Genomic DNA, 21,129 nt, shown 5'->3' with positions numbered 1-21,129 from the left:
GGCTTCGGTTGTTGTTTCAGGGGGCGGCGAGCGTGGCCGGGATCGCGCGCGGGGTGCCTGCCGCCGGGCGGCTGTGCCGCTGCGGGCTGCTGGTGGCCAGGCAGTGCTCGGCGACCCAGTCGCCGACGGACTGCAGGAAGAGCTGCTGGCCCTTCACCGTGCAGACGGTGTGGTCCACGTCCCGCATGAACTCGTACTGCAGGCCTTGCATGAACGGTTCGCGGCACAGGGCGCCGAGCTGGTCGCGGTCGCGGTCGCGCACGTGCAGCGATCCGGAATACAGCAGCTGCACCGCCACCTCGCGTTCGACCAGCCGCTTCATGGTGGCTTCGAACCAGATCGCATTGACGTCGGGTGGCCGCCTGTCCGCGAAGTAGCCCGGCAGTGGCCTGGTCGCCGTGCTGCCGGGCAGATGGCGCAGGACCCAGCGCCGCGCCTTGCCGGGGAACGACGGGTGCATCGGCACCGCGAGCGCGCGGCGCACCGTGAGCTCCCAGCGCGTGCGCCGTTGGGGGAAGGCAAAGCCGTCGAACAGCGAGAGCGCGACCAGGCGTGCGTCCACCGCGGCCGCCGACATGGCGTGCTCCACGCCCGAGCACATGGCCACGACCGCGAACTGGCGGATGCCCAGCACGCCCTGCGCGAGGTCCATGGCGGCCTGCAGGCTGTGCACCGCGCGCGTCTGCAGGTCGGGCCCGGTGTCCAGCGCATCGCTGTCGCCGACGCCGCCCAGGTCGAAGCGCAGGCTGCTCACGCCGCGCGCGGCCAGGACGTGCGCCAGCTTCACGTTGATGCGGCGCGGCCCGACGCGGTGGTTCGCGCCCATGTTGAACATCAGGCATGCAACGGGGGCCGGCACCTGCTGCGCGGGGACGGTGAGCATGCCCATCAGTGCGTCGCCAGGGCCGAAGCGATGCGGGGTCTGCATCAGGTCATTCATGGATGGCTCCCTGCAGGCGGCTGAGCGCGTCGGCCGGAACCATCGCGCTGTGGGGAAAGGGGTCGGAGGTCCAGTCCAGCGGGTGGCTGAGGTAGGCCAGGCGCACCGGCATGTGACGCGACTGCTGCTCGGCCGCCCATTGCGCGGTGGGCGTGTCGTCGGGCGGGGCCAGCACCAGGGTGTCGTGCAGGGCCGTGAGCGGCAGCGATTGCGGCGTGAGGGCGCGCAGCTGCGCCTGCAGCGCCGGCGAGAGACGCACGCCCAGCGCCTCTTCGGGCAGCGCGTCCGGCTCCTGCGCGAGGCTGCGGCGCCACGACAGGTCGGGAATGCAGAAGGTCGTGTCGATCGCCGCGACATGCCGCTCGCGCAGCAGGCGCGCGTAGCCCCGCCCGTCGATCACCGGCTCCCAGAGCACCAGCCGGGCCGGGTCGCAGCGCCCGTTGCGCGCGGCCAGCACGGCCAGGGTGGCGCCCAGCCGCGCGCCGATCCACACGATGGCAGCATGGGGCGCATGCCGCCGCAACTCCTCGTGCGCCGAGCACAGGTCGCGGCGCCAGCCGTCGAGCTCACCCTCGCTCTCGTCGCCCGGCGAGTCGCCGGAGCCGTAGAAGTCGAAGCGCAGCGTGGCGATGCCGGCGCGCGCGAGGCGCTCCGCCAGCACCTTGAAGAAGCGATGGGTGCGCAGGCCCTCCTGGCCGAAGGGCGGGCACAGGAGCACGGCGGTGTGCTCGTCCCGGTCTCCGTCGGCGGCGTGGAATGCGCCGAAGACCTGGCGCGAGGCCGGTCCGAACATGAGCGGCGTGAAGAGGGTCATGCCACACCCCCTGCGCAGCGCGCCTCGGCCATCCCCTTGAGCGCGTTCCGGGGGCGCATGCGGCCGCCCTCGGAACCGGCCCCCGAGGCCTGGGCGCGGGCTTCCGTATGGCGCCATGTGGCGAGCGAGCCCACGCTGTCCGGCCGCGCGGGCGCCGGCCCCAGCTCCAGCACCAGGGTGCGGTCGGCCACCGGCACCTCGACGCGGCGGCGCTCGGGTGCCAGGCCCACCTCGAAGCTCTGCGGCGACACCAGCAGGCCCACGCCGATGGCCTTCAGGCAGGCTTCCTTGCGGGTCCAGCAGGTCAGGAAGGCGGGGTCACGTTCGTGCGCGGGCAGGGCGGCGAGCGCCTCCTGTTCGCGCGGCGTGAAATGCGCCGCCGCCAGGGCGGCCGCGTCCGGCATCGGGCGCAGCAGCTCGACGTCGGCGCCCAGCGGGCCGAGCCCGCCGATGGCGATCAATGCCAGGCCCTGGCTGTGGCTCAGCGAGAACTGGATGCGCGTGGGGCCCGACAGCGACGGCTTGCCGAAGGCACCGGTGACCAGGGTCAGCGCGGCGGGGTCCAGGCCCGTGTACGCGCACAGCGCCTGCCGCAGCGCGACATGGGCCGCCACGAAGCGTTGCCGGTCGAGGGGAAACCGCAGGCTCTCGGCACGCGCGCGCTCCTCCACCGACAGCACCTGAGCGGGCAGGGCATCGGTGAAGCGGTCCAGTTCGACGTACCGGCAGACCGGCGCGTCGACGGACAGGGCGTGAGCGTCGCCGGCCATGGTCATCCCTTGCGCAGCCAGCTGCCGAGCGCGCCGAGCAGCCCGCCGCGCGATGCGTGCGCGGCCGTGCCGGCGGCCAGGTCGGCGAGGTCCGGGGGGACACCGTGCGGCGTGCCGTGCGCCGAGGAGGCGATCTGCCCGAGGTTCTCGAACAGATAGCGGCGCGGCTCCACGTGGTGCCCCAGCGTCTGCGCCGCCTGCTGCACGGCGCGCAGCACCAGCAGCGAGTCGCCGCCGAGATCGAAGAAGTTGTCGCCGGCGCGGATTTCTTCGACGTCGATGCCGATCACGTCGGCCCAGATCTGGGCCAGTTGTGCGTGCTCGGGGCTGAGCAGGCCTTGCCTGGCCTCGCGCGCGTCCGCGGTGTCTGCGGCGCCGGCGGCGTTGGCGTCGCGGGCCTTGGCCGGCGCACCCCTGTCCGCATCGTCGGCCGCCAGCTTGCGCAGATAGCGTGCGCTGGCCGAGCCCTCGGTGCTGGCGATCTGCGCCAGCGTGGCCCGCGGGTGGTCGGCGACGCGGCCCAGGACTTCGAGGTAGCGCTCGCGCAACTGGGCGCCGGTCTCGCGCAGGTACACATCGGCGTTGTAGAGCAGGGCGCCCTCCAGGCCGTGCGGCTTGTCCATCAGCCACACGCCGACGTCGTCGGTGGCGCCGTGCTGCATCACGTGCACCTGGCGGGTCTGCAGGCTGCCGACGGTGCGCGCGCGTTCGCGTGCGTCCTGGAACGAGAACATCGCCTGGTAGGGCCCGGATGCCTTGATCTGCCGTGCATAGCCGGGCTCGGCCATCAGGCGCTCGAACGGCACCTGCTGGTTGTTCATCATCGACAGCAGCTCCTGCTTCACGTAGCGCATGAAATCGGGCAGCGGCAGCGACATGTCGACCGCGAGCGAGACCGGCAGCACGTTGTTGAAGAAGCCCATGACGTCTTCCGTCTCGGCCTGCTGGCGTCCGCGCACCGGGTTCGCGATGACGATGGCGTCGTTGCCTGTCGCCTGGGCCATGGTCAGCGCGTAGATGCCGAAGGTCAGCATGCTGAGCGTCACGTCCATGTCGCGCGCGGCCTCGCGCAGCCGCTGCGTGCTCTGCAGGTCGATGTGGATCCAGTGCGCGCCGCCCTGGCCGCTCTTGCCCGCGCGGCGCGGCATGTCGGTTCGGGGCGGGCGCACGGCCTTGGCGCCCGCGAGCCGGCCGCGCCAGAACGCGAGCTGCTCCTCGCAGGCCGGCTCGGTCAGCCACTTTTCCAGCCACTCGGCATAGTCGCCGTGGGTGGTGGCGAGCGCGGGCAGGTTGTGCGGACGGCCGCGTTCGGCGGCGTCGTAGAACGCACCCAGCTCGCGCTGCATCAGGTCGAAGGACCAGCCGTCCCAGATCAGGTGATGCGGCACGAACAGGAAGACGTGTTCGTTGTCGTCGAGTTGGAACAGGGTCGTGCGCATCATCGGCGCGCTGTGGATGTCCAGCGGCCGGTCTGCCAGCTCCTGCATCTGCTCGACCAGCTCGGCCTCGCGCTGGTCCGCCGGCAGGCCGCGCAGGTCGACCAGCGGCAGGGCGAATTCCACCGACTCAGCGATCGACTGGATCGGTCTTCCCGTGTTCTCGTCGAAGCCGATGCACGTGCGCAGCGAGGGTTGGCGGCGGATCATCTCGCGCAGCGCGCCTTCGAAGCGCGCGGCGTCGAGCCGGCCGGTGAGCCGCTGTGCCGAGGGCGCGTTGTAGACGGAGCGGCCCGCGTACAGCTGCTCCATGAAGCGGATGCGTTCCTGCGAGGGCGTGAGCGGCGCGCTGCGGCGATCGGGGTGGCAGGCAATGGGTGCCTGCAGGCCGACGCCCGCGCCCTGCAGGGCCTGGATGACCGCGGCCAGCTTCTCGGCCGTGGGCGCCTCGAACAGCGAGCGCAGCGGCAGCGTGACCTGGAACTCGCGGCTCAGCAGCGTGGTGAGCCGCGCGGCCAGCAGCGAGTGGCCGCCCATGGTGAAGAAGTTGTCGTGCATGTCCAGGCCCGGCAGGCTCAGCACCTTCTCCATGATCGCGAGCACCTTGCGCTCGTGCGCGTTGCGCGGACCGGCGCCGCGCCGCACCTCGTCGCGCGCCACCGCCTGCGGCGGCGGCAGCGAGACGCGGTCGACCTTGCCGTTGGCCAGCGTGGGCAGTGCGTCGAGCGTCACCACGTGCTGCGGCAGCATGAAGGCCGGCAGGTGCTTGCGCAGATGCACCATCAGCGCATCGAGGTCGAAGCCGGCGCCCGGGGTCAGCGCGAGGTAGGCCACCAGGCGCACGTCGCCGGGGTTGTCCTCGCGGGCCACGACCACGCTGCGCGAGACGCCGGCGACTTCGCAGCAGCGCACCTCGATCTCGCCGGGCTCGATGCGGTAGCCGCGCACCTTGACCTGGAAGTCGAGCCGCCCGAGATGGTCGAGCAGCCCGTCGTTGCGCCAGCGGCCGCGGTCGCCGGAGCGGTAGACCTTCTTCGTGGTGCCGAAGATGCGCACCGTGACGAAGCGTTCGGCGGTCAGCGCGGGGCGGTCGAGGTAGCCCAGCGCGACGCCTTCACCCGCGATGCAGATTTCGCCAGGCACGCCGATCGGGCAGGGCTGCAGGTCGGCGTCGAGGATCCAGATCTCGGTGTTGTCGACGGGCCTGCCGATCGAGATGCCGCGCGAAGGGATGTCTTCGGGGCGGACATGCCAGGCCGTGGCGTACACCGTCGTCTCGGTCGGGCCGTAGCCGTTCCACAGCCCTTCCATGCGCTCGCACAGCGCCAGCGCCATGCTCGGGCGCAGCGCTTCGCCGCCGGTCCAGCCGCGGAAGCCGGGCGTGCCGCCGGCCCACTGGGCATCCAGCAGGAGCTGCCACATGCCGGGCGTGGCCTGCAGCAGCGTGATCTGTTCGTCGTCCAGGGCCTGCGACAGGCGGTTGCCGTCCATGGCGACCTCGCGCTGCACCATCACGAGTTCGGCGCCTGCCGCCAGCGGCAGCAGCAGGTCGGGCACGGCCATGTCGAACGACAGGGTGGTGACGGCGGCGATGCGGTCGGCCGGGCCGATGCCCGATTCGCGCTGCATCCACTGCAGCAGGTGCGCCACGCCCCGGTGATGCGCGACGACGCCCTTGGGCAGGCCGGTCGAGCCGGAGGTGTAGATCACATAGGCGGCGTCTTCGGACCCCGGGTCGTCGCTGCTCGGCGGCAGGGCTTCGCCGGGCAGCTGGCGCCAGGCGGTGTCGCGATCGATCTCGAAGATCCGCTGGTCGGCGTCGGCGCGCCAGTCGCGGGGCGCCACCGCGATGTCGGACGAGGTCAGCATCAGGCCGAGGGTGGCGTCGCTGGCGTAGTGGTCCAGCCGCGCCTGCGGAAATGCCGTGTCCAGCGGCACGTAGGACGCGCCCGCCTTGAGGATGCCCAGCATGGCGACGACCATCTCCAGGCTGCGTTCGAGGCACAGCCCCACGCGCTGGCCGCGGCCCACGCCGCGCGCGCGCAACGCACGCGCCAGGCGGTTGGACAGCGCATCGAGTTCGCCGTAGCTGCAGCTGCGCGCGCCGTCGCGCACGGCAGGGCGGTGGGGTTGCAGCGGCACGCGCGTCACGAAGCCGGCGTGCGCCAGCGGCGCGCCGCGCAGCGGCACGCGCGCGGGTTGCAGCGCCAGCAGCGAACGTGCAGCGCTGGGCGACAGCACCTCGAGGGCGCCGATGGTTTCGTCGGGCTTGTGCGCGGCCGACTGCAGCACGCACTCGAACATGTCGAGCCAGCGCTGCACGCTCACGTCGTCGAACAGATCGGTGTTGTATTGCGCCTCGACCTGCAGGCTGCCGGCGTGCGGGCGCAGGTTCACGAACAGTTCGAAGTTCTCGTAGCGGCGGGCGATCGTGTCCTGCACCACGTCGAGCGTGGTGAACGCCTGCGCGCTGCTCGCCACGTCGGGGTCGACGTTGAAGGTCACGCTCACCAGCGGCAGCCGGCTCGGGTCGCGCTCGAGCGACAGCTGGCCCAGCAGCGCGCCATAGGTCAGGGCCTGGTGATCGAACCCGTCGAGCACGGTGGTGCTGCATTCGTCCATCAGGGCGTCGAAGCGCATGGCGGGATGCACGGCGATGCGCAGCGGCAGCAGGTTCACGCAATGGCCGACCAGGCCGGGCACGTCGTGCGCGAGCTGGCCCGAGGTCGGGATACCGACGACGATGTCCTCCTGGCCCGTGAGGCGGTGCAGCGTCGCGACGAAGCCGCTGAGCAGGCCCGTGAACAGGCTGACGCCGGCCTTGGTGCTCGCGATGCGCACGGCGCCGACCACGCGCCGGTCCAGCAGACGCTCGGCGCGGCGCGAGTTGAAGGTGCGGGCGGCCGGGCGGGGGCGGTCCAGCGGCAGATCGAGCACCGGCTGCGTGTTGCCGGGAAAGCGCTGCAGCCAGTAGTCGATGTGCGCCTGCATGTCGGGGCTCGCGGCCGCGACGGTTTCCTCGGCGGCGAAGTCCGAGAAGAGCGGCGCGGCCTTGAGCTTCAGCCCGACGCCGGTTTCCTCGGCATAGAGGTGGCCCAGCTGTTCCGTGATGACCGCCCACGACCAGCCGTCGCAGACCACGTGGTGCGCGGACATCACGAGTTCGTGCTCGGCATCGCCCAGACGGAACAGCACCGCGCGGAACAGTGGGCCGTGTTCGAGCGAGAACGGCGTGCACACCGCTTCGCCGTGGGCCGCCAGCAGCGCCTGCGCGAGGGCTTCCGGCGCGAGCCCGCTCAGGTCCTGCTGGCGCAGGTGATTCCCTCCCGCAGGGCTGACCAGCATGAAGGCGCCGTCCGGCGAGATCGTGGCGCGCAGCGCCTGGTGGCGTTCGAGCAGGCGGTCGGTGGCGCGCGCCATGGCCGGAACGTCCAGCATGCCGCGCAGGCGCAGCACGACTGACTCGTTGTAGGCCATCGAGGCCTCGGTGCTCATCGTGGCGCCGAGCCAGATTTCGCGCTGCGACTCGGTCGTCGCAATGATGCATTCGACGAGGCCACCGCTCGCGGTGGGCTTGAGTGCGGCGTTCATGCTGCGGCCTTTCCATGGATGTGTGGGTCGTGCGAGGCGGCGTTGTCGGGCCGGTACCAGAACGGCTGGCCGTCGATGTCGCGGGCCAGCACGCTGCCGTCTTCGGCGGGCTTGCGCGCATCGAAGCGGGTCGGGGCGGGAGCGCGGCGCGGCAGGAAGCCGGATTCCTGCATCTCGGTGACCGACTCCTTGAAGGCGCTCTGGATCGAGGCGATGTCCTCGGCGCTGTGCGCGCTCGTGAGGAAGCACGGGAAGTTGTCCAGGATGTGCACGCCGCGGCTGCGCATCATGGCGAACAGCAGGTCCTGCAGCGGGTGGTCTTCGAGCCAGCTCACGCGCCACAGCGACGCGAAATGGCAGATCTCCAGGGGCGCGCCCATTTCCCGGCACCAGCCCGAGAGTTCCGCCGCCATCGCGCTCGTGCGCGTGGTGAGCCCGGCCTGCAGCGCGGGCCCGGCTTCCTTCAGGTGCGTGAGCGAGGCCTTGGCTGCGGCGAGCGCGAGCGGATGGCGCACGAAGGTGCCGGCGAAGTAGGTGACGCCGACGCCCGGGATCGAATCGTCGCCGTACTGCCAGCCGCCGCCGTCGAGCGCGTCCATGAACTCGCGCTTGCCGGCGATCACGCCGACCGGAAAGCCGCCGCCGATCACCTTGCCGTAGGTGGCGAGGTCGGCGCGCACGCCGAACAGTTCCTGCGCGCCGCCCAGCGCGGTGCGAAAGCCGGTGATGACCTCGTCGAAGATGAGGCAGCAGCCGTTCTGCGCGGTGATGTCGCGCACGTCGTGCAGGAACTCGCGCGGCTGGAAGTCGGGGCGGCGGCTTTGCACCGGTTCGACCAGCACGGCCGCCAGGTCCGGGGCGTTGTCGCGGATGAACTCCAGCGCCTCGGGGGTGCCGTAGTCGAGCACGCGGATGTCGCCGAACATGCCGCTCATCACGCCGGGCGCGGCCGACAGGCCCTTGCCGCCCTTGCCGGCGCGCACCAGCACTTCGTCGAAGGTGCCGTGATACGAGCCCGTGAAGGCCACCACCGTGTTGCGCCCGGTGACGGTGCGCGCGATGCGCAGCGCCGCCATCACGGCCTCGGAGCCGGTGTTGCACAGGCCGGCGCGCTCGCTGCCCGTGAGTTCGCAGATGAGGCGGGTCACGTCGGCCGCGAGCGGATGCTGCGGCCCGATCTCGTAGCCCGCATCGAGCTGGCGCCGCACGGCGTCCTGCACGAAATCGGGTTGCCAGCCGAACAGGTTCAGCCCGAAGCCGTTGAGCGCGTCGATGTACTCGTTGCCGTCGAGGTCCCAGAGCCTGGAGCCCTTGGAGCGTTCGATCACGATCTGGTAGGTGATCTCCTTGGTCAGCGGACGAAAGCCGTTGACCACGCGCGGGTCCGCCATGTGGGCGCGGTTCTCCTCGGTGAAGCGCTTGCTCTTTGGCGTGCGTTCGACATAGCGCCGCACGAACGTGGCCAGCCGCGCCTTCTGCCGTGCGCTGGGTTCGGCGCTGCGCTGGGTGTGGATGCGGGCGATGGCACCGAAGGCCTTGTTGACGTCGTAGCGAAGCGGCGCTTCGGTGGGCGGCTGTGGCGCGGCGGGCACGGCCTCGACCGGCGCGGGCATCGCGGCCGCTGCGGGAACGGGCGCGCCGGACAGAAGCGCCAGTTGCTGGCGCATCAGCTCCATCTGCTGCGCGATCACCTGGTTCAGCAGACCGGCAGGTGGCGCGAGCCCTGCCGGTGGGGCCTGCATGGGCGCCTGCACGGCAGGCGCCATGGAGACGCCGGACGTGACGGGAGTGGCGGGCACGGCCGCCGGCTCGACCTCGGGCGGCAGGCTCTGCAGCAGGAATGCGGCCAGCGCATCGAAGCTGCGGTAGTTCTCCATCAACTGCCGGAAGCTCACTTCGACCTTGAAGCGTTTCTTGATCTGCGTGGCCGCCTGGGTCAGCGTGAGCGAGTCCATGCCGATCTCCGCGAACGGGGCGTGGCCCTCGGCCTGTGCCATGTCGATGCCCGAGATGTCCTCGAACAGGGCCCGCAATCGCGCGTCGACCGACGCCGCCTGGGTTGCGTTGGGAGTCAGGGGGGAAGGCGAAGGCGCTGCAGCGGTCACGATCGGCTCCAATGAAACAGGCAGGACAGCCAGGGCTGGCAGGGCGGGCGCAACGGCGGGCGAGATCGCCGGCGACACCGGTGCGGTGGGCGCGATGTCGACCCACAGACGCTTGCGCTCGAACGGGTAGGTGGGAAGGCACACGCGCCTGGCGCCGGCGCGCGGCGCCAGCGGGGCGAGATCGACCTCGGCGCCGCAGGTCCACAGGCGCGCGGCCGCCAGGCGCAGGGTCCGGGTCTCGTCGGCCGGCTCGCCGTGCAGCAGCGGCACCGCCGCGACAAGGCCTTGCACGCGGTGCTGGCGCACCAGCGCGGCCAGCGTGTTGTGGGGGCCGACTTCCACGAACACCGGATGGGTGGCCTGGTTCGCCGCACACTGCAGGGCAGGCGAGAAGCGCACGGTGCCGCGCAGGTGCTGCGCCCAGTAGGCCGGGCTGGTGGCCTGTGCACTCTCGAGCAGGCAGCCGGTGAATGTGGAGTAGATGGGGATCTGCGGCGCGTGCAGCGTCACCTGGCCCACGAGCGCCTCGAAGGGCGCCACCGCGGCGTCCATCATGGCGGAGTGAAAGGCGTGCGATGTCTGCAGCAGCCGGCAGGCGACGCCCTCGGCTTCGAGCGCGGCCTGGAGTTCGGCGACGGCCCCGGATGGGCCGGCGGCCACGCAGGCGCCGGGCGCGTTCTGTGCGGCGAGCGAGACCTGCGGCGAGGACGCGAGCCGCGCGGCCAACGCGTCCGCGCCGAGCCGCACCGACAGCATCGTTCCCGCGGGCTGTGCCTGCATGAGCGCGCCGCGGCGGGCAATGAGCCGGGCGGCGTCTTCCAGGCGCATCACGCCGGCGATCACGGCCGCGACGAACTCCCCGACGCTGTGGCCGATCAGCGCGTGCGGGCGCAGGCCCAGCGACAGCAGCCGCCGTGCGAGCGCGTACTCGAGCGTGAAGAGCGCGGGCTGCGTGACGGCCGTCGGTGCGAGCGCCTGCGGGTCGGCTGCGAACATGCGCTCGCGCAGGTCGAAGTCCAGCGCGTTATCGAAGGCGCGCAGGCAGTTGTCGAACGCGGCCGCGAACACCGGGTCGCCCGCATGCAGCGCCCGGCCCATGCCCGGGTACTGCGCCCCCTGGCCCGGGAACATCAGCACGGGCTGCGGCGCACGCTCGGCGATCCGGTCGCTCACGCGCCATGCCGCGTTCTCCGAGCGCAACGCCTCGATGGCCTGCGCCGCATCGCCGGCCACCACGGCGCGGCGGAAGGCATGGGCCTTGCGGCCGACGCACAGGGTGAACGCGGCGTCGCCCAGGCCGAGTCCGGGCTGTTCCTCCAGGTGCGTCGCCAGCTGCTGCGTCGCGACTGCCAGCGCGGCTTCCGAGCGGGCCGACAGCGCCAGCACGTGGACGCCCCGCTGCACGCCGGGCGCGGCGCATGCCTGCCGCGCGGGTGCTTCCTCGAGCACGACGTGCGCGTTGGTGCCCCCGACACCGAACGAGCTGACCCCCGCGCGGCGCGGCAGGTCGGCCCGTGGCCACGGCTGCAGCTGGTTGCTGACGTGGAACGGCGTGCGCGCAAAGTCGATCGCGGGGTTCGGCGCCGTGAAATGCGCGGTGGGGGGAATCAGTTCGTGGTGCAGCGACAGCGCCGTCTTGATGAGGCCGGCGGCGCCCGCGGCCGTGACCATGTGGCCCACGTTGCTCTTGAGCGAGCCCAGCGTGCAGTAGCCCCGCGCATCGGTGTGCTCCGCGTAGGCGACGGTCAGTGCCTCGACCTCGACCGGGTCGCCCATCGGCGTGGCGGTGCCGTGTGCTTCCACGTAGGAAATGCTGCGTGCGTCCACGTCTGCCGCTGCCAGCGCGGCGCGGATCACCGCGGCCTGGCCGTCCACGCTGGGCGCGGTGAAACTGGCCTTGGCGCCGCCGTCGTTGTTGACGCAGGCGCTGCGCAGCACGGCATAGATGGTGTCGCCGTCGGCCTGCGCGTCGGACAGCCGCTTGAGCAGCACCACGGCGGCGCCGTCGCTGAACACGGTGCCCTTGGCCTGCGCATCGAAGCTGCGCGTGTGGCCGTCGGGCGAGAGCATCGAGCCCTCGTTGTAGAGGTAGCCGCTGCGGGGCGGGCAGGTGACCGACGCGCCGCCCGCGAGCGCCATGTAGCACTGGCCCGTGCGCAGCGCGTGGAAGGCCTGCGCCACCGCGACCAGCGAGGTCGAGCATGCGGTGTTGACGGCCACGGCCGGACCGCGCAGGTTGAGCCGGTTGGCCACGCGGGTGGTGATGTAGTCCTTCTCGTTGGCCAGCATCACCTGGAACTCGCCGACGGCCTCCACGAGATCGGGCCGCGAGGCCACATGGCGCTGGAAGTAGGTGGCGTTGTACGTGCCCGCATACACGCCCACCGGACCCGGCGCTTCGTCGGGCACGTAGCCCGCGCGTTCCAGGCACTCCCAGCAGATCTCGAGGAACACGCGATGCTGCGGGTCCATGAGCGCGGCCTCCTTCGGGCCGAGGCCGAAGAAGGCGGCATCGAAGCCCTCGATGCCATCGATCACGCCGCGCGCCCGCACGTAGGCCGGGTCGCGGCGCAGGGATTCGCTGACGCCGGCGTCCAGGCTGGCGTCGTCGAAGAAGCTGACGGTGTCGCGCCCGGCCACGAGGTTGTCCCAGAACTGCTCCACATCGCTGGCGCCGGGGAAGCGGCCGGCGGTGGCGATGAGGGCGATCGGTTCCGGTGCGTCGGCCGCGGCGCGGGTCGCGTCTTTCCGTACGGGCAGGGCCTGTGGGGCCTCGTCGGCCGGCTGCAACTGCGCCGCGATGGCGCCCGGCGTCGGATGGCGGAAGAACAGGTTGGTCGACAGCGGCGGCGCGCCTTCGCGCTGCAGGTCCGCGAGCACCTGCAGCACCCGCAGCGAGCTGCCGCCCAGCTCGAAGAAGTTGTCGTTGCGCCCGGCCTTGTCGATGCCCAGGGCGCGTGCGAAGGCGTCGCACACCTGCTGTTCCAGCGCGTCGCGCGCCTGCTCGAAGGGCTGTGCGAGTTCGGGGCGCTCGCTCGCCGGTTCGGGCAGGGCCTGGCGGTCGAGCTTGCCGTTGGGTGTGACGGGGAGTTGCGCGAGCCAGACCTGCGCGGACGGAAGCATCGCCGCGGGCAGGCGGGCCGCCAGGTGCGCGCGCAGCGCGTCCCACGGGAGCTTCCGTGCGCGCGCCACCAGGTAGGCGACCAGACGCAACTGTCCGTCGCGACCGGGCCGCGCGATCACCGCGCAGGACTGCACCGCGGGATGCGCGAGGATCGCCGCCTCGACCTCGCCGGTCTCGATGCGATGGCCGTGGATCTTGACCTGGCCGTCGATGCGGCCGATGAACTCGAGGGTGCCGTCGGGCAGCCAGCGGGCGAGATCGCCGGTGCGGTAGAGCCGATCGCCGGGCGCGCCGAAAGGATCGGGCACGAAGCGCGCGGCCGTGAGTTCGGGTTGCCCCAGGTACCCGCGCGCCAGGCCGTGTCCGCCGATGCACAGTTCGCCCACGAGTCCGCTGGGAAGCAGTGCCAGCGTCGGGCTCAGCACGCGCAGCACGGTGTCCTTGATCGGGCGCCCGAGCGGCACCGAGCGCAGGCCCGCCGCGACAGCGGCGCGCTCGATGCGATGGGTGGCCGCGAAGGTCGTGCACTCGGTCGGCCCGTAGCCATTGCTGAGCGTGAGCCCGGGGAGAGCGTCGAGCGCGCGTCGCACATGGGGTACCGACAGCGCCTCGCCGCCGGTGAACAGGTGAGCCAGGCCCGCGAGGTGCTGCGGATCGCCGTCGACCACGGCGTTGAAGAGCGAGGCCGTGAGCCAGGCCGTGTGTACCTCGTGGCGGGCGATGGTGTGTGCGAGGCCGGCGCCGGTGGGTACCCGTTCGTCGTGGATCACGCAGCGCCCGCCGTTCAGCAACGGTCCCCAGACTTCGAGCGTCGAGGCGTCGAAGGCGAGTGGCGCCGCATGCAGCATCGCGCGCCCGGGGGCGAGCTCGATGTAGTCGACATCGACCACCAGCCGCAGGATGGCGCGATGGCTGATCTCGATGCCCTTGGGTACGCCCGTCGAGCCCGAGGTGTACATGAGGTACGCGAGCGACTCGCCGTCGATGGCGGGCGGCGTCCACGGTGCACGGCCCGACGGGTCTTCAGTCCCATCGATCCGCACGACGGTGCGGTTGGCCGGCACGAGCGGGGCCAGCGCCTCGGTCGTCACGACCTGGGTCGCGCCAGCCTGGTCGAGCATGTGGGCGACCCGATCAGGCGGAAAGTCGGTCGGCACCGGCACGTAGGCCGCGCCCGCCTTGAGGATGCCGAGCATGGCGACGACGGCGGCCATCGAACGCTCGAACACCATCCCGACGTTGTCGCCCGCCCGCACGCCCGACTGCTGCAGGCGCCATGCGAGCCGGTCGCTGCGCGCGTCGAGTTCGCCGTAGCACATCGTTTCGTCGCCTGCCACCAGCGCCACCGCGCCGGGCGTGGCCGCGGCCCGGCGAATGAACACGGCGGGCACGGTGAGCGAAAGGTCGGGCGCGGCGGGCGACGTGGCCCATGCGGCGAGCTGGTCGGCGCGGTCGGCGTCGGGCAGGGCGCGGATGCTGTCGAGCGCCGCGTCGGGACGCGCCAGCAGATCGGCGGCGGTGTCGGCGATGGCTGCGAGCAGGCGGTTGGCGCAGGGCGCGTCCATCAGGCGCGCGTCGACGTCCAGGTGCAGGCTGGCGGGGTGCTCCGCCCGGACTTCGAGCCGCAGGTGCGACGGGGTCTCGCAGGCACGGTGCATGGCCCGCCGGTCGAGGTCGAGCTGGGTCAGCCACGCGCGCGCGGTGCCGGACGGGGGCATCGGCAGGGCCGCACCCAGCCAGCGCGATTGCAGCAGCAGCCACGCGCCTTCGAACAGCGTGTCCGGCAGGTACCCCGTGGCACCCAGCGACGCGAGCCATCGCTGCGCGAACCCGGCGTCGAGGGCCAGCGAGACGCCGAGCCGTTCGCCGGCCGCCGCGCGCGCGGACGGGGAGACGAAAAGATCGCCCAGCGCGGCCTCCGAGGCCACGGCGGCCTCGGATGACGAAGCAATTTGGGTTTCCATGCAATGATCCGGCGGCAGACTGTGAATGAAAAATACAATTAAGCGGACCTAATTGAATTCAATTGGATGTGGACCTTGATTTGTCGCGATCCTAGGAACTTGCCGAGTCGACTGTTTGGGTCTTTTCTGATTGTTTGCATTTGGATATAAATATTTCTGAATCGAACTACCTAAGTCAGGACTTTTGAGGTACCACGGACATTTGTGGGGGGCGGTTTGTCACCCATATTTGGAGCCTCAACGACACGTCGTTTCGAAATTTTTTCCACCCTTCCTCTCTCAGGCGATGGTTCTCGAAGTCTGAATTTCAATATTTCCAATATCAAACCAACGGTAATAAGACAAAAAATCAAAGATTGATAAGAGGTTTTTCGCAAATTGAGTCAGATCGATCGATCCGGCATTCAGCTGGGATCAGCTCAAATGGGGTAGATTTTTTTCTTGGATGAGAAGAATGATCTAAATTTAGATTAATTTCCTATTAATTTTTAATTCCTTGAAAATCGCGGAAAATTCAATAAAAAATGTTACCGATCCGAGTTTAAATTGATTGGGATTAAATTTTCACGACGCCTGGGGAAGATTGATGTCAAATTTAAATTGACCTTCTTCATGGAAAACAGCGACAAAAATGAGGTGCTTTCCCCTCTGTCAGCACGCGGAACCCTCGAGTGCCACACGGCAGTCGCCAGCGGAATTCGGACAAGCAGCTGCGTCGTGGCCCCGCATTGATCCCGGTCGATTTCCTTCGCGCCCGCCGGAAGGCCCGAACCGGCTCGGACATCGACGCATCGGGTCCGCCATTTCGTCCGGAATTCGCCGCCGGACCGTGACGGCGGTGCTTTGCGGGGATGGGTTTTCAGGTCGGACGGCTTGCTCTTTTTTCGACGCCGATGGGCCGCGCCGATGCATGGCCAGGGCGCACACGCAGCGGCCACCGGAACGCGTCCACCGCCATCGCTGTGTGGAGCTGGTCCGGGTCCCGCGTTCGCGCCGCACGGTCTCAGCCAGGCGCTTTGTCACACGCGCATGCACGCCGCGGCAGGGCGCATGGACTCCTCGCAAAAGGGCGCTTCGCTCATGTGCGAAGGCACGGCGATTCCTAGAATGGCCCTGCGATGCATCGCGAAATGTGAGTCTTCTCGTTGAAGTGTTGAAGTGTTGAAGCGTTGAATGGACGCTGAATGCCTCGGCGTGTGTTGAGTGATCTGTCGCTGGGGCGCCTGAGCGGAGGGCTGCTGTCGGTGCGCACCGACGACGCCTTCCGCCGCGGGCTGCTTGCAGGCGCGTGAAAGCGCGCTAGAACGAAGAGATGGAACGAAGGAGTGCAGCCATGGCCACCCAACCCGATCTTCCGTCTCCGATCACGCCCGACCTGCCGGTCGAGCCCGATGAAGGGCCGGAGCACGCGCCCGACGAGCCCACCGACCCCGAGCCGCCGCCCAGCGCGAGGTGAGAATCGCGCCCCTCGCGCCGCGCTAAGCTCGCGCGATGGATGAAATTGATTGCGCCGTCATCGGCGCCGGAGTGGTGGGGCTGGCCGTGGCGCGCGCATTGGCGCTCGCAGGCCGGGAGGTGCTGGTGCTGGAGTCCGAAGGGGCCATCGGCACGGGAACGAGTTCCCGCAACAGCGAGGTGATCCATGCGGGCATCTACTACCCGCAGGGCTCGCTGAAGGCGACGCTGTGCGTGGAAGGACGCGACGCTCTATATGGCTACGCGCAGGCGCGCGGCGTGCCGCACAGCCGCTGCGGCAAGCTCATCGTGGCAACGTCCGCCGAGCAGGTGGGCCAACTCGACATCATCCGCGCCAAGGCCGCGGCCAACGGGGTGGACGATCTGATGCTGCTCACAGCGCAGCAAGCTCTCGCGATGGAGCCGCAACTGCATTGCGTCGCCGCGCTGCATTCGCCGAGCACGGGCATCGTCGACAGCCATGCGCTGATGCTGAGCCTGCTGGGCGATCTCGAGAACGCGGGCGGCATGCTGGCGCTCAAGTCGCCCATCGAGCGCGCTGAATGCGTGGACGGCGCCATCGTGCTGAGGGCCGCCGACGGCACGGCGCTGCGCTGCCGCACCGTGGTCAATGCCGCGGGGTTGGGTGCGACGGCACTGGCGCGTCGTTTCGAAGGCATGCCGACATCGGTGGTGCCACGCGAATACTTCGCCAAGGGCAGCTACTTCACGCTCGCGGGCCGCGCGCCTTTCGGCCGGCTCATCTATCCCGTGCCGGAGCCGGGCGGGCTCGGCGTGCACCTGACGCTCGACCTCGGCGGGCAGGCCAAGTTCGGGCCCGATGTGCAATGGGTCGACGCGGCCGACGATCTCGTGGTCGACCCGGCACGCGGCGAGCGTTTCTACGACGAGGTGCGCAGGTACTGGCCGGCGCTGCCAGACGGCGCGCTGATCCCCGGCTATGCGGGCATGCGTCCGAAGATCTCGGGGCCGGATGCGCCCGCGGCCGACTTCATGATCTCGGGGCCGGCGGTGCACGGGGTGCCGGGGCTGGTGCATCTCTTCGGCATCGAGTCGCCGGGCCTCACCAGTTGCCTGGCCATCGGACGGCATGTCGCGGACCTGCTCGCTGAAGCCTGACGGCATGCGCACAGGCACAACTGCGCACATCTGTCGCGCATGAGGGGCTTTCGAGCCTGTAACATGACAGCACGCCATATGCTGGCGTGAAGCCGCCGGCGCGGTGCCGGTGTCATCACGGAGGAAAGATTCCAATGAGTGCATCCAACAATCTTGAAGCAGCAGCCGAAGACATCGCGAGCGACGTGCGCGGCGTGCTGGCCAGCAAGGACCTGGATTCGGTTCCCCACATCAAGGCGCTGCGCCAGCGCATCGACACCAAGCTCGCCATCGCGCGCGAACTGGCTTCCGAAAAGAGCAAGCTGGCCGCCAAGAAGGCGCGCCAGGCGGCCACCGCCACCAACAACTACGCCCACGACGAACCCTGGCAGATCGCCGGTGCCGCCCTGGCCGTCGGCGTGCTGGTGGGCCTGTTGCTTGGCCGCCGCTGACCGTCACTGCACCGGCCTGAGCGCGCACCGTCGTCTGTTCGTTGGCCGTCGCCACCCTGTGGCCGGCGAGGACGGAGGCGGCGCATGAAACTGCTGTCCCTGTTCGGGCTCGATCGCCGTATCCGCCGGTTGCGCATCGCCGCTGCCGAAGGTGCGCTGGCGGCCGAGGACCGGGTGCAGTTGCTGCGCATGGCCTGGGAGGACGAGAAGCAGCGCCTGAAGCTGAGCCTGGTCCTGATCGTCGCCGTGCTGGGGCTGACCACCGTCGCGGTGGCGCTGCTCTCGATGGCGGTGGTCGTGCACTACTGGGACACGCCGTACCGCATCACCGCCGCTTGGGTGGTGGCCGGTGTCTGGGTGGTGCTGTGGCTGGCGGCCGTCATCGGCCTGATGCGCAGCCTGAGCAACGCCTCCAGCAGCTTCATTCCGACCTTCCATGAGTTCGAACGCGACTGGGCCTGGGTCCAGGACCGTTTCAACCTCGGCAAGGATCCGGAGCTCGACGACGAAGCGCCGCGTCCGCCGCGCCCCGCCACGCGCGAAGAGTTGCTGGCCCGCATGGAGCGTCAGCGCGAGCGCATTGCCACCCTTCAAGGCGGCCGCGAAACGCAACCCGCGACAGGCGAGCCCGCCAACGAATCGGCTGCAGCCACGGCGCTGCGCATCGCGCGCGAGCATCCGGTGGCCGCCGGAGTTGTCGCCGCTGCCGCCGTGGCGGTGATCCGCCCGAAGCGGCTGCTGCGCTGGGCCTCGGTCATTGCGCCGGTGCTCTGGCGCATGCGCTGAGCCAGGCCGGCAGCAAGAGGAAAATCGGCTCAGGCCTTGCGGCGGTCCCGCTGCAGCGCCTGGGCCGTTTCGCGGACCAGCCCGGGGCCGCGATAGATGAGGCCGGTGTAGATCTGCACCACGTCCGCGCCCGCCGCGATCTTGGCCTTGGCATCCGCCGCACTCAGGATGCCGCCCACCCCGATGATCGGAAAGTCCTTGCCCAGTGCCGCGCGCAGTTGCGCGATCACCCGGTTGCTGGCTTCGCGCACCGGCGCGCCCGAAAGGCCGCCGGCTTCCTGGGCGTGGGGCAGGCCTGCCACCGCGTCGCGCGCGAGCGTGGTGTTGGTGGCGATCACGCCGTCCATGCCGTGGCGCTGCAGCGTGGCGGCGATCACCGCGACCTGTGCGTCGTCGAGGTCGGGCGCGATCTTCACGAACAGTGGCGCGCGCTTGCCGTGGCGCGTGGCCAGTGTTTCGCGCCGCTCGGCCACGGCGCCCAGCAGGGCGTCGAGCGCTTCGTCGCTCTGCAGCGAGCGCAGGTTGGCTGTGTTGGGGCTGGAGATGTTGATCGTCACGTAGTCCGCGTGCGGATAGACGCCATCCAGGCAGGCCAGGTAGTCGTCCACCGCGCGCTCGATCGGCGTGGCCGCGTTCTTGCCGATGTTCAGTCCGAGCAGCATGGGCGACTTGCCGCCGCCGGCCTGCTTGCGAAAGCGCGCCTTCTGCACGTTGGCCAGGAAGGCGTCGAGCCCTTCGTTGTTGAAGCCGAGCCGATTGATCAGCGCGTCGCGCTGCGGCAGGCGGAACATGCGCGGCTTCGGGTTGCCGGGCTGTCCTTTGGGTGTGACCGTGCCGACTTCGACGAAGCCGAAGCCCATCGCTGCGAAGGCATCGATGCAGCGCGCGTTCTTGTCGAGCCCGGCGGCCAGGCCGACGCGGTTGGGGAAATTCAGGCCGGCCAGCTGGATCGGGTCTTCGACACGCGCCGCCGCGTAGGCGCAGGCCAGCGGCGTGTTCTGGGTGCGGGCCAGCCCGTCGAGGGTGATTTCATGGGCATGCTCGGGGTCGAAACCGAACAGAAAAGGGCGGGCCAGGCCATAGAGCGAAGAGGGCAGCAGCAGGGGCATCGGATAATTCTCGACTTCAATGAGCCAAGGATTCTCCGCGATGACCGCACCCGCCTCCCCAACCCCTCTGTCCCAGGATGAACTCAAGGCCCAGGTCGGCCTCGCCGCGCTGGCCTACGTGGTCAAGGGCGAGATCGTCGGCGTGGGCACTGGCTCCACCGTCAACAAGTTCATCGACGCGCTGGCCACGATCAAGGACGAAATCAAGGGCGCGGTCTCCAGTTCGGTGGCTTCCACGGAGCGCCTGCGCGCACTGGGCATTCCGGTGTTCGACAGCAACGAGGTGGAAGAACTGGCCGTGTACATCGACGGCGCCGACGAGATCGACCACCAGGGCTACATGGTGAAGGGCGGCGGCGCGGCGCTCACGCGCGAGAAGATCGTCGCGGCTCAGTCGAAGCGCTTCGTCTGCATTGCCGACGCCTCCAAGCTGGTCGAGACGCTGGGCGCCTTTCCGCTGCCGGTGGAGGTGATCCCGATGGCGGCGCGGCGTGTGATGCGCCAGTTTGCCCGCCTGGGCGGCATCGCCCAGGTGCGCGAGAAGGACGGCCTGCCGCTGGTCACCGACAACGGCCAGCACATCGTCGACGTGACCGGCCTGCGGATCACCGACCCGCGCGCCTTCGAATCCGAAGTGAGCCAGTGGCCGGGCGTGGTGACGGTGGGCGTCTTCGCCCACCAGAAGGCCGACGTCTGCCTGCTGGGCACGGCTTCAGGTGTGAAGACGATGCAATTCGCCGGCTGAGCGCCGACGACAAGATAAGACTGGGGGTGAGGCCCCCGTCACTCCTAGAACTTGATGCCGGCCGGATTGTTCGGGCCCGGCGCGTTCGAGGGCGGCGCCGGTGCGGGGTTCGGGGGCTGCAGGGGCGTGTCGGTTGAACGGGGTGCTGCCGCAGCCGGCGCTTGCTGCGCAACGAGCGGCCGTGCCGGTGGCGGGCGATAGCCGGCGGGCAGGCTGTTGCTCTTGGGGTAGCCGGCCGCGTCGAGATAGCGCGACCATTCGACATCCGAGAAACCCTTGAGCTGCTGCGATCCGACGGTCAGCAGCGGCAGCGCGTTCTGCCCGCTCAGGCGCTGCAGGGCGTCGACGTCCTCGTTGCTCTTGATGGTGCGTTCCTCGAAGGGGATGCCGCGCGTGGTGAGCAGCGTGCGTGCTTCGTTGCAGGGGCCGCAGGCTTCGCCGCTGTACAGCGTGACGGGATAGCGCTGCACCACCTGCCGCAGTTCATACGGAAGCCCGGCATTGGTCGGCGCATTGATGCCGGCCGGTTGCGGCCCGCCCGTCGGCGCGTTGCTCACGACGGGGGGCTGATCCGAAAACGTGACCTTGCCGTTCTTGTCGACCTGGCGGTAGACCGGCTGCGCCAGCGCGCTGGCAGCCGAGAGCAGCACGACGGCCAGGCCGAGCAGGCGATGCGAGGGGAGTTTGTAAAAAGTCGGATACATCTCCCGAGTATCGCA

12 protein-coding genes are annotated in these 21,129 nt (G+C 69.9%); 5 read left to right on the top strand and 7 right to left on the bottom strand.

What is annotated here, in order from left to right:
• Positions 1–16 precede the first annotated feature (16 nt).
• The 5 genes from D3H34_RS04140 to D3H34_RS04120 are packed head-to-tail and all read right to left on the bottom strand — an operon-like array spanning position 17 to position 14,744.
• Complete coding sequence (locus D3H34_RS04140) at positions 17–940, bottom strand: alpha/beta hydrolase family protein (protein WP_119552174.1); 924 nt, start codon at positions 938–940, stop codon at positions 17–19.
• Positions 933–1,754: a serine aminopeptidase domain-containing protein gene (locus D3H34_RS04135; RefSeq protein WP_119552173.1), complete on the bottom strand. Its 822-nt coding sequence runs from the start codon at positions 1,752–1,754 to the stop codon at positions 933–935. Before D3H34_RS04135 ends, D3H34_RS04140 begins: the two co-directional genes overlap by 8 nt.
• Positions 1,751–2,524 (bottom strand): 4'-phosphopantetheinyl transferase family protein, encoded by a 774-nt coding sequence (locus D3H34_RS04130; RefSeq protein WP_119552172.1) that lies wholly within the window; start codon positions 2,522–2,524, stop codon positions 1,751–1,753. Before D3H34_RS04130 ends, D3H34_RS04135 begins: the two co-directional genes overlap by 4 nt.
• 2 nt (positions 2,525–2,526) lie before the next feature.
• Positions 2,527–7,551 (bottom strand): non-ribosomal peptide synthetase, encoded by a 5,025-nt coding sequence (locus tag D3H34_RS04125; RefSeq protein ID WP_119552171.1) that lies wholly within the window; start codon positions 7,549–7,551, stop codon positions 2,527–2,529.
• Positions 7,548–14,744, bottom strand: coding sequence for a polyketide synthase (locus tag D3H34_RS04120; protein ID WP_119552170.1), 7,197 nt, complete (start codon positions 14,742–14,744; stop codon positions 7,548–7,550). Before D3H34_RS04120 ends, D3H34_RS04125 begins: the two co-directional genes overlap by 4 nt.
• A gap of 1,333 nt (positions 14,745–16,077) precedes the next feature.
• On the opposite strand from D3H34_RS04120, the gene D3H34_RS04115 reads away from it, so the two are divergent.
• From D3H34_RS04115 to D3H34_RS04100, 4 genes are all read left to right on the top strand, one after another.
• The gene (locus D3H34_RS04115; RefSeq protein WP_062479916.1) at positions 16,078–16,200 is read left to right on the top strand and encodes a hypothetical protein; all 123 of its coding nucleotides are present in this window, start codon (positions 16,078–16,080) and stop codon (positions 16,198–16,200) included.
• Positions 16,201–16,235: 35 nt separating this feature from the next.
• Complete coding sequence (locus D3H34_RS04110; RefSeq protein ID WP_119552169.1) at positions 16,236–17,339, top strand: NAD(P)/FAD-dependent oxidoreductase; 1,104 nt, start codon at positions 16,236–16,238, stop codon at positions 17,337–17,339.
• A gap of 134 nt (positions 17,340–17,473) precedes the next feature.
• Positions 17,474–17,770 carry a glycine zipper domain-containing protein gene (locus D3H34_RS04105; RefSeq protein ID WP_119552168.1) on the top strand — a complete coding sequence of 99 codons (297 nt, stop codon included), beginning with the start codon at positions 17,474–17,476 and terminating at the stop codon, positions 17,768–17,770.
• An 84-nt stretch (positions 17,771–17,854) separates the two neighbouring features.
• Entirely contained in the window at positions 17,855–18,556 is a 702-nt protein-coding gene (locus D3H34_RS04100; protein WP_119552167.1) for a phage holin family protein, read from the top strand.
• A 29-nt stretch (positions 18,557–18,585) separates the two neighbouring features.
• Here the strand turns inward: D3H34_RS04100 and D3H34_RS04095 are convergent, their stop codons facing one another.
• Positions 18,586–19,665: a quinone-dependent dihydroorotate dehydrogenase gene (locus D3H34_RS04095; RefSeq protein ID WP_119552166.1), complete on the bottom strand. Its 1,080-nt coding sequence runs from the start codon at positions 19,663–19,665 to the stop codon at positions 18,586–18,588.
• Positions 19,666–19,705: 40 nt separating this feature from the next.
• On the opposite strand from D3H34_RS04095, the gene rpiA reads away from it, so the two are divergent.
• Entirely contained in the window at positions 19,706–20,410 is a 705-nt protein-coding gene (gene rpiA, locus D3H34_RS04090) for a ribose-5-phosphate isomerase RpiA (protein WP_119552165.1), read from the top strand.
• 44 nt (positions 20,411–20,454) lie between these two features.
• Here rpiA and D3H34_RS04085 read toward each other — a convergent pair whose 3' ends face one another.
• On the bottom strand, positions 20,455–21,114 hold the full coding sequence (locus tag D3H34_RS04085; protein WP_119552164.1) for a glutaredoxin family protein: 660 nt from the start codon (positions 21,112–21,114) through the stop codon (positions 20,455–20,457).
• Positions 21,115–21,129 lie beyond the last annotated feature (15 nt).

Source organism: Acidovorax cavernicola (assembly GCF_003581445.1).
This window is presented reverse-complemented; position numbering and strand designations above follow the sequence as displayed.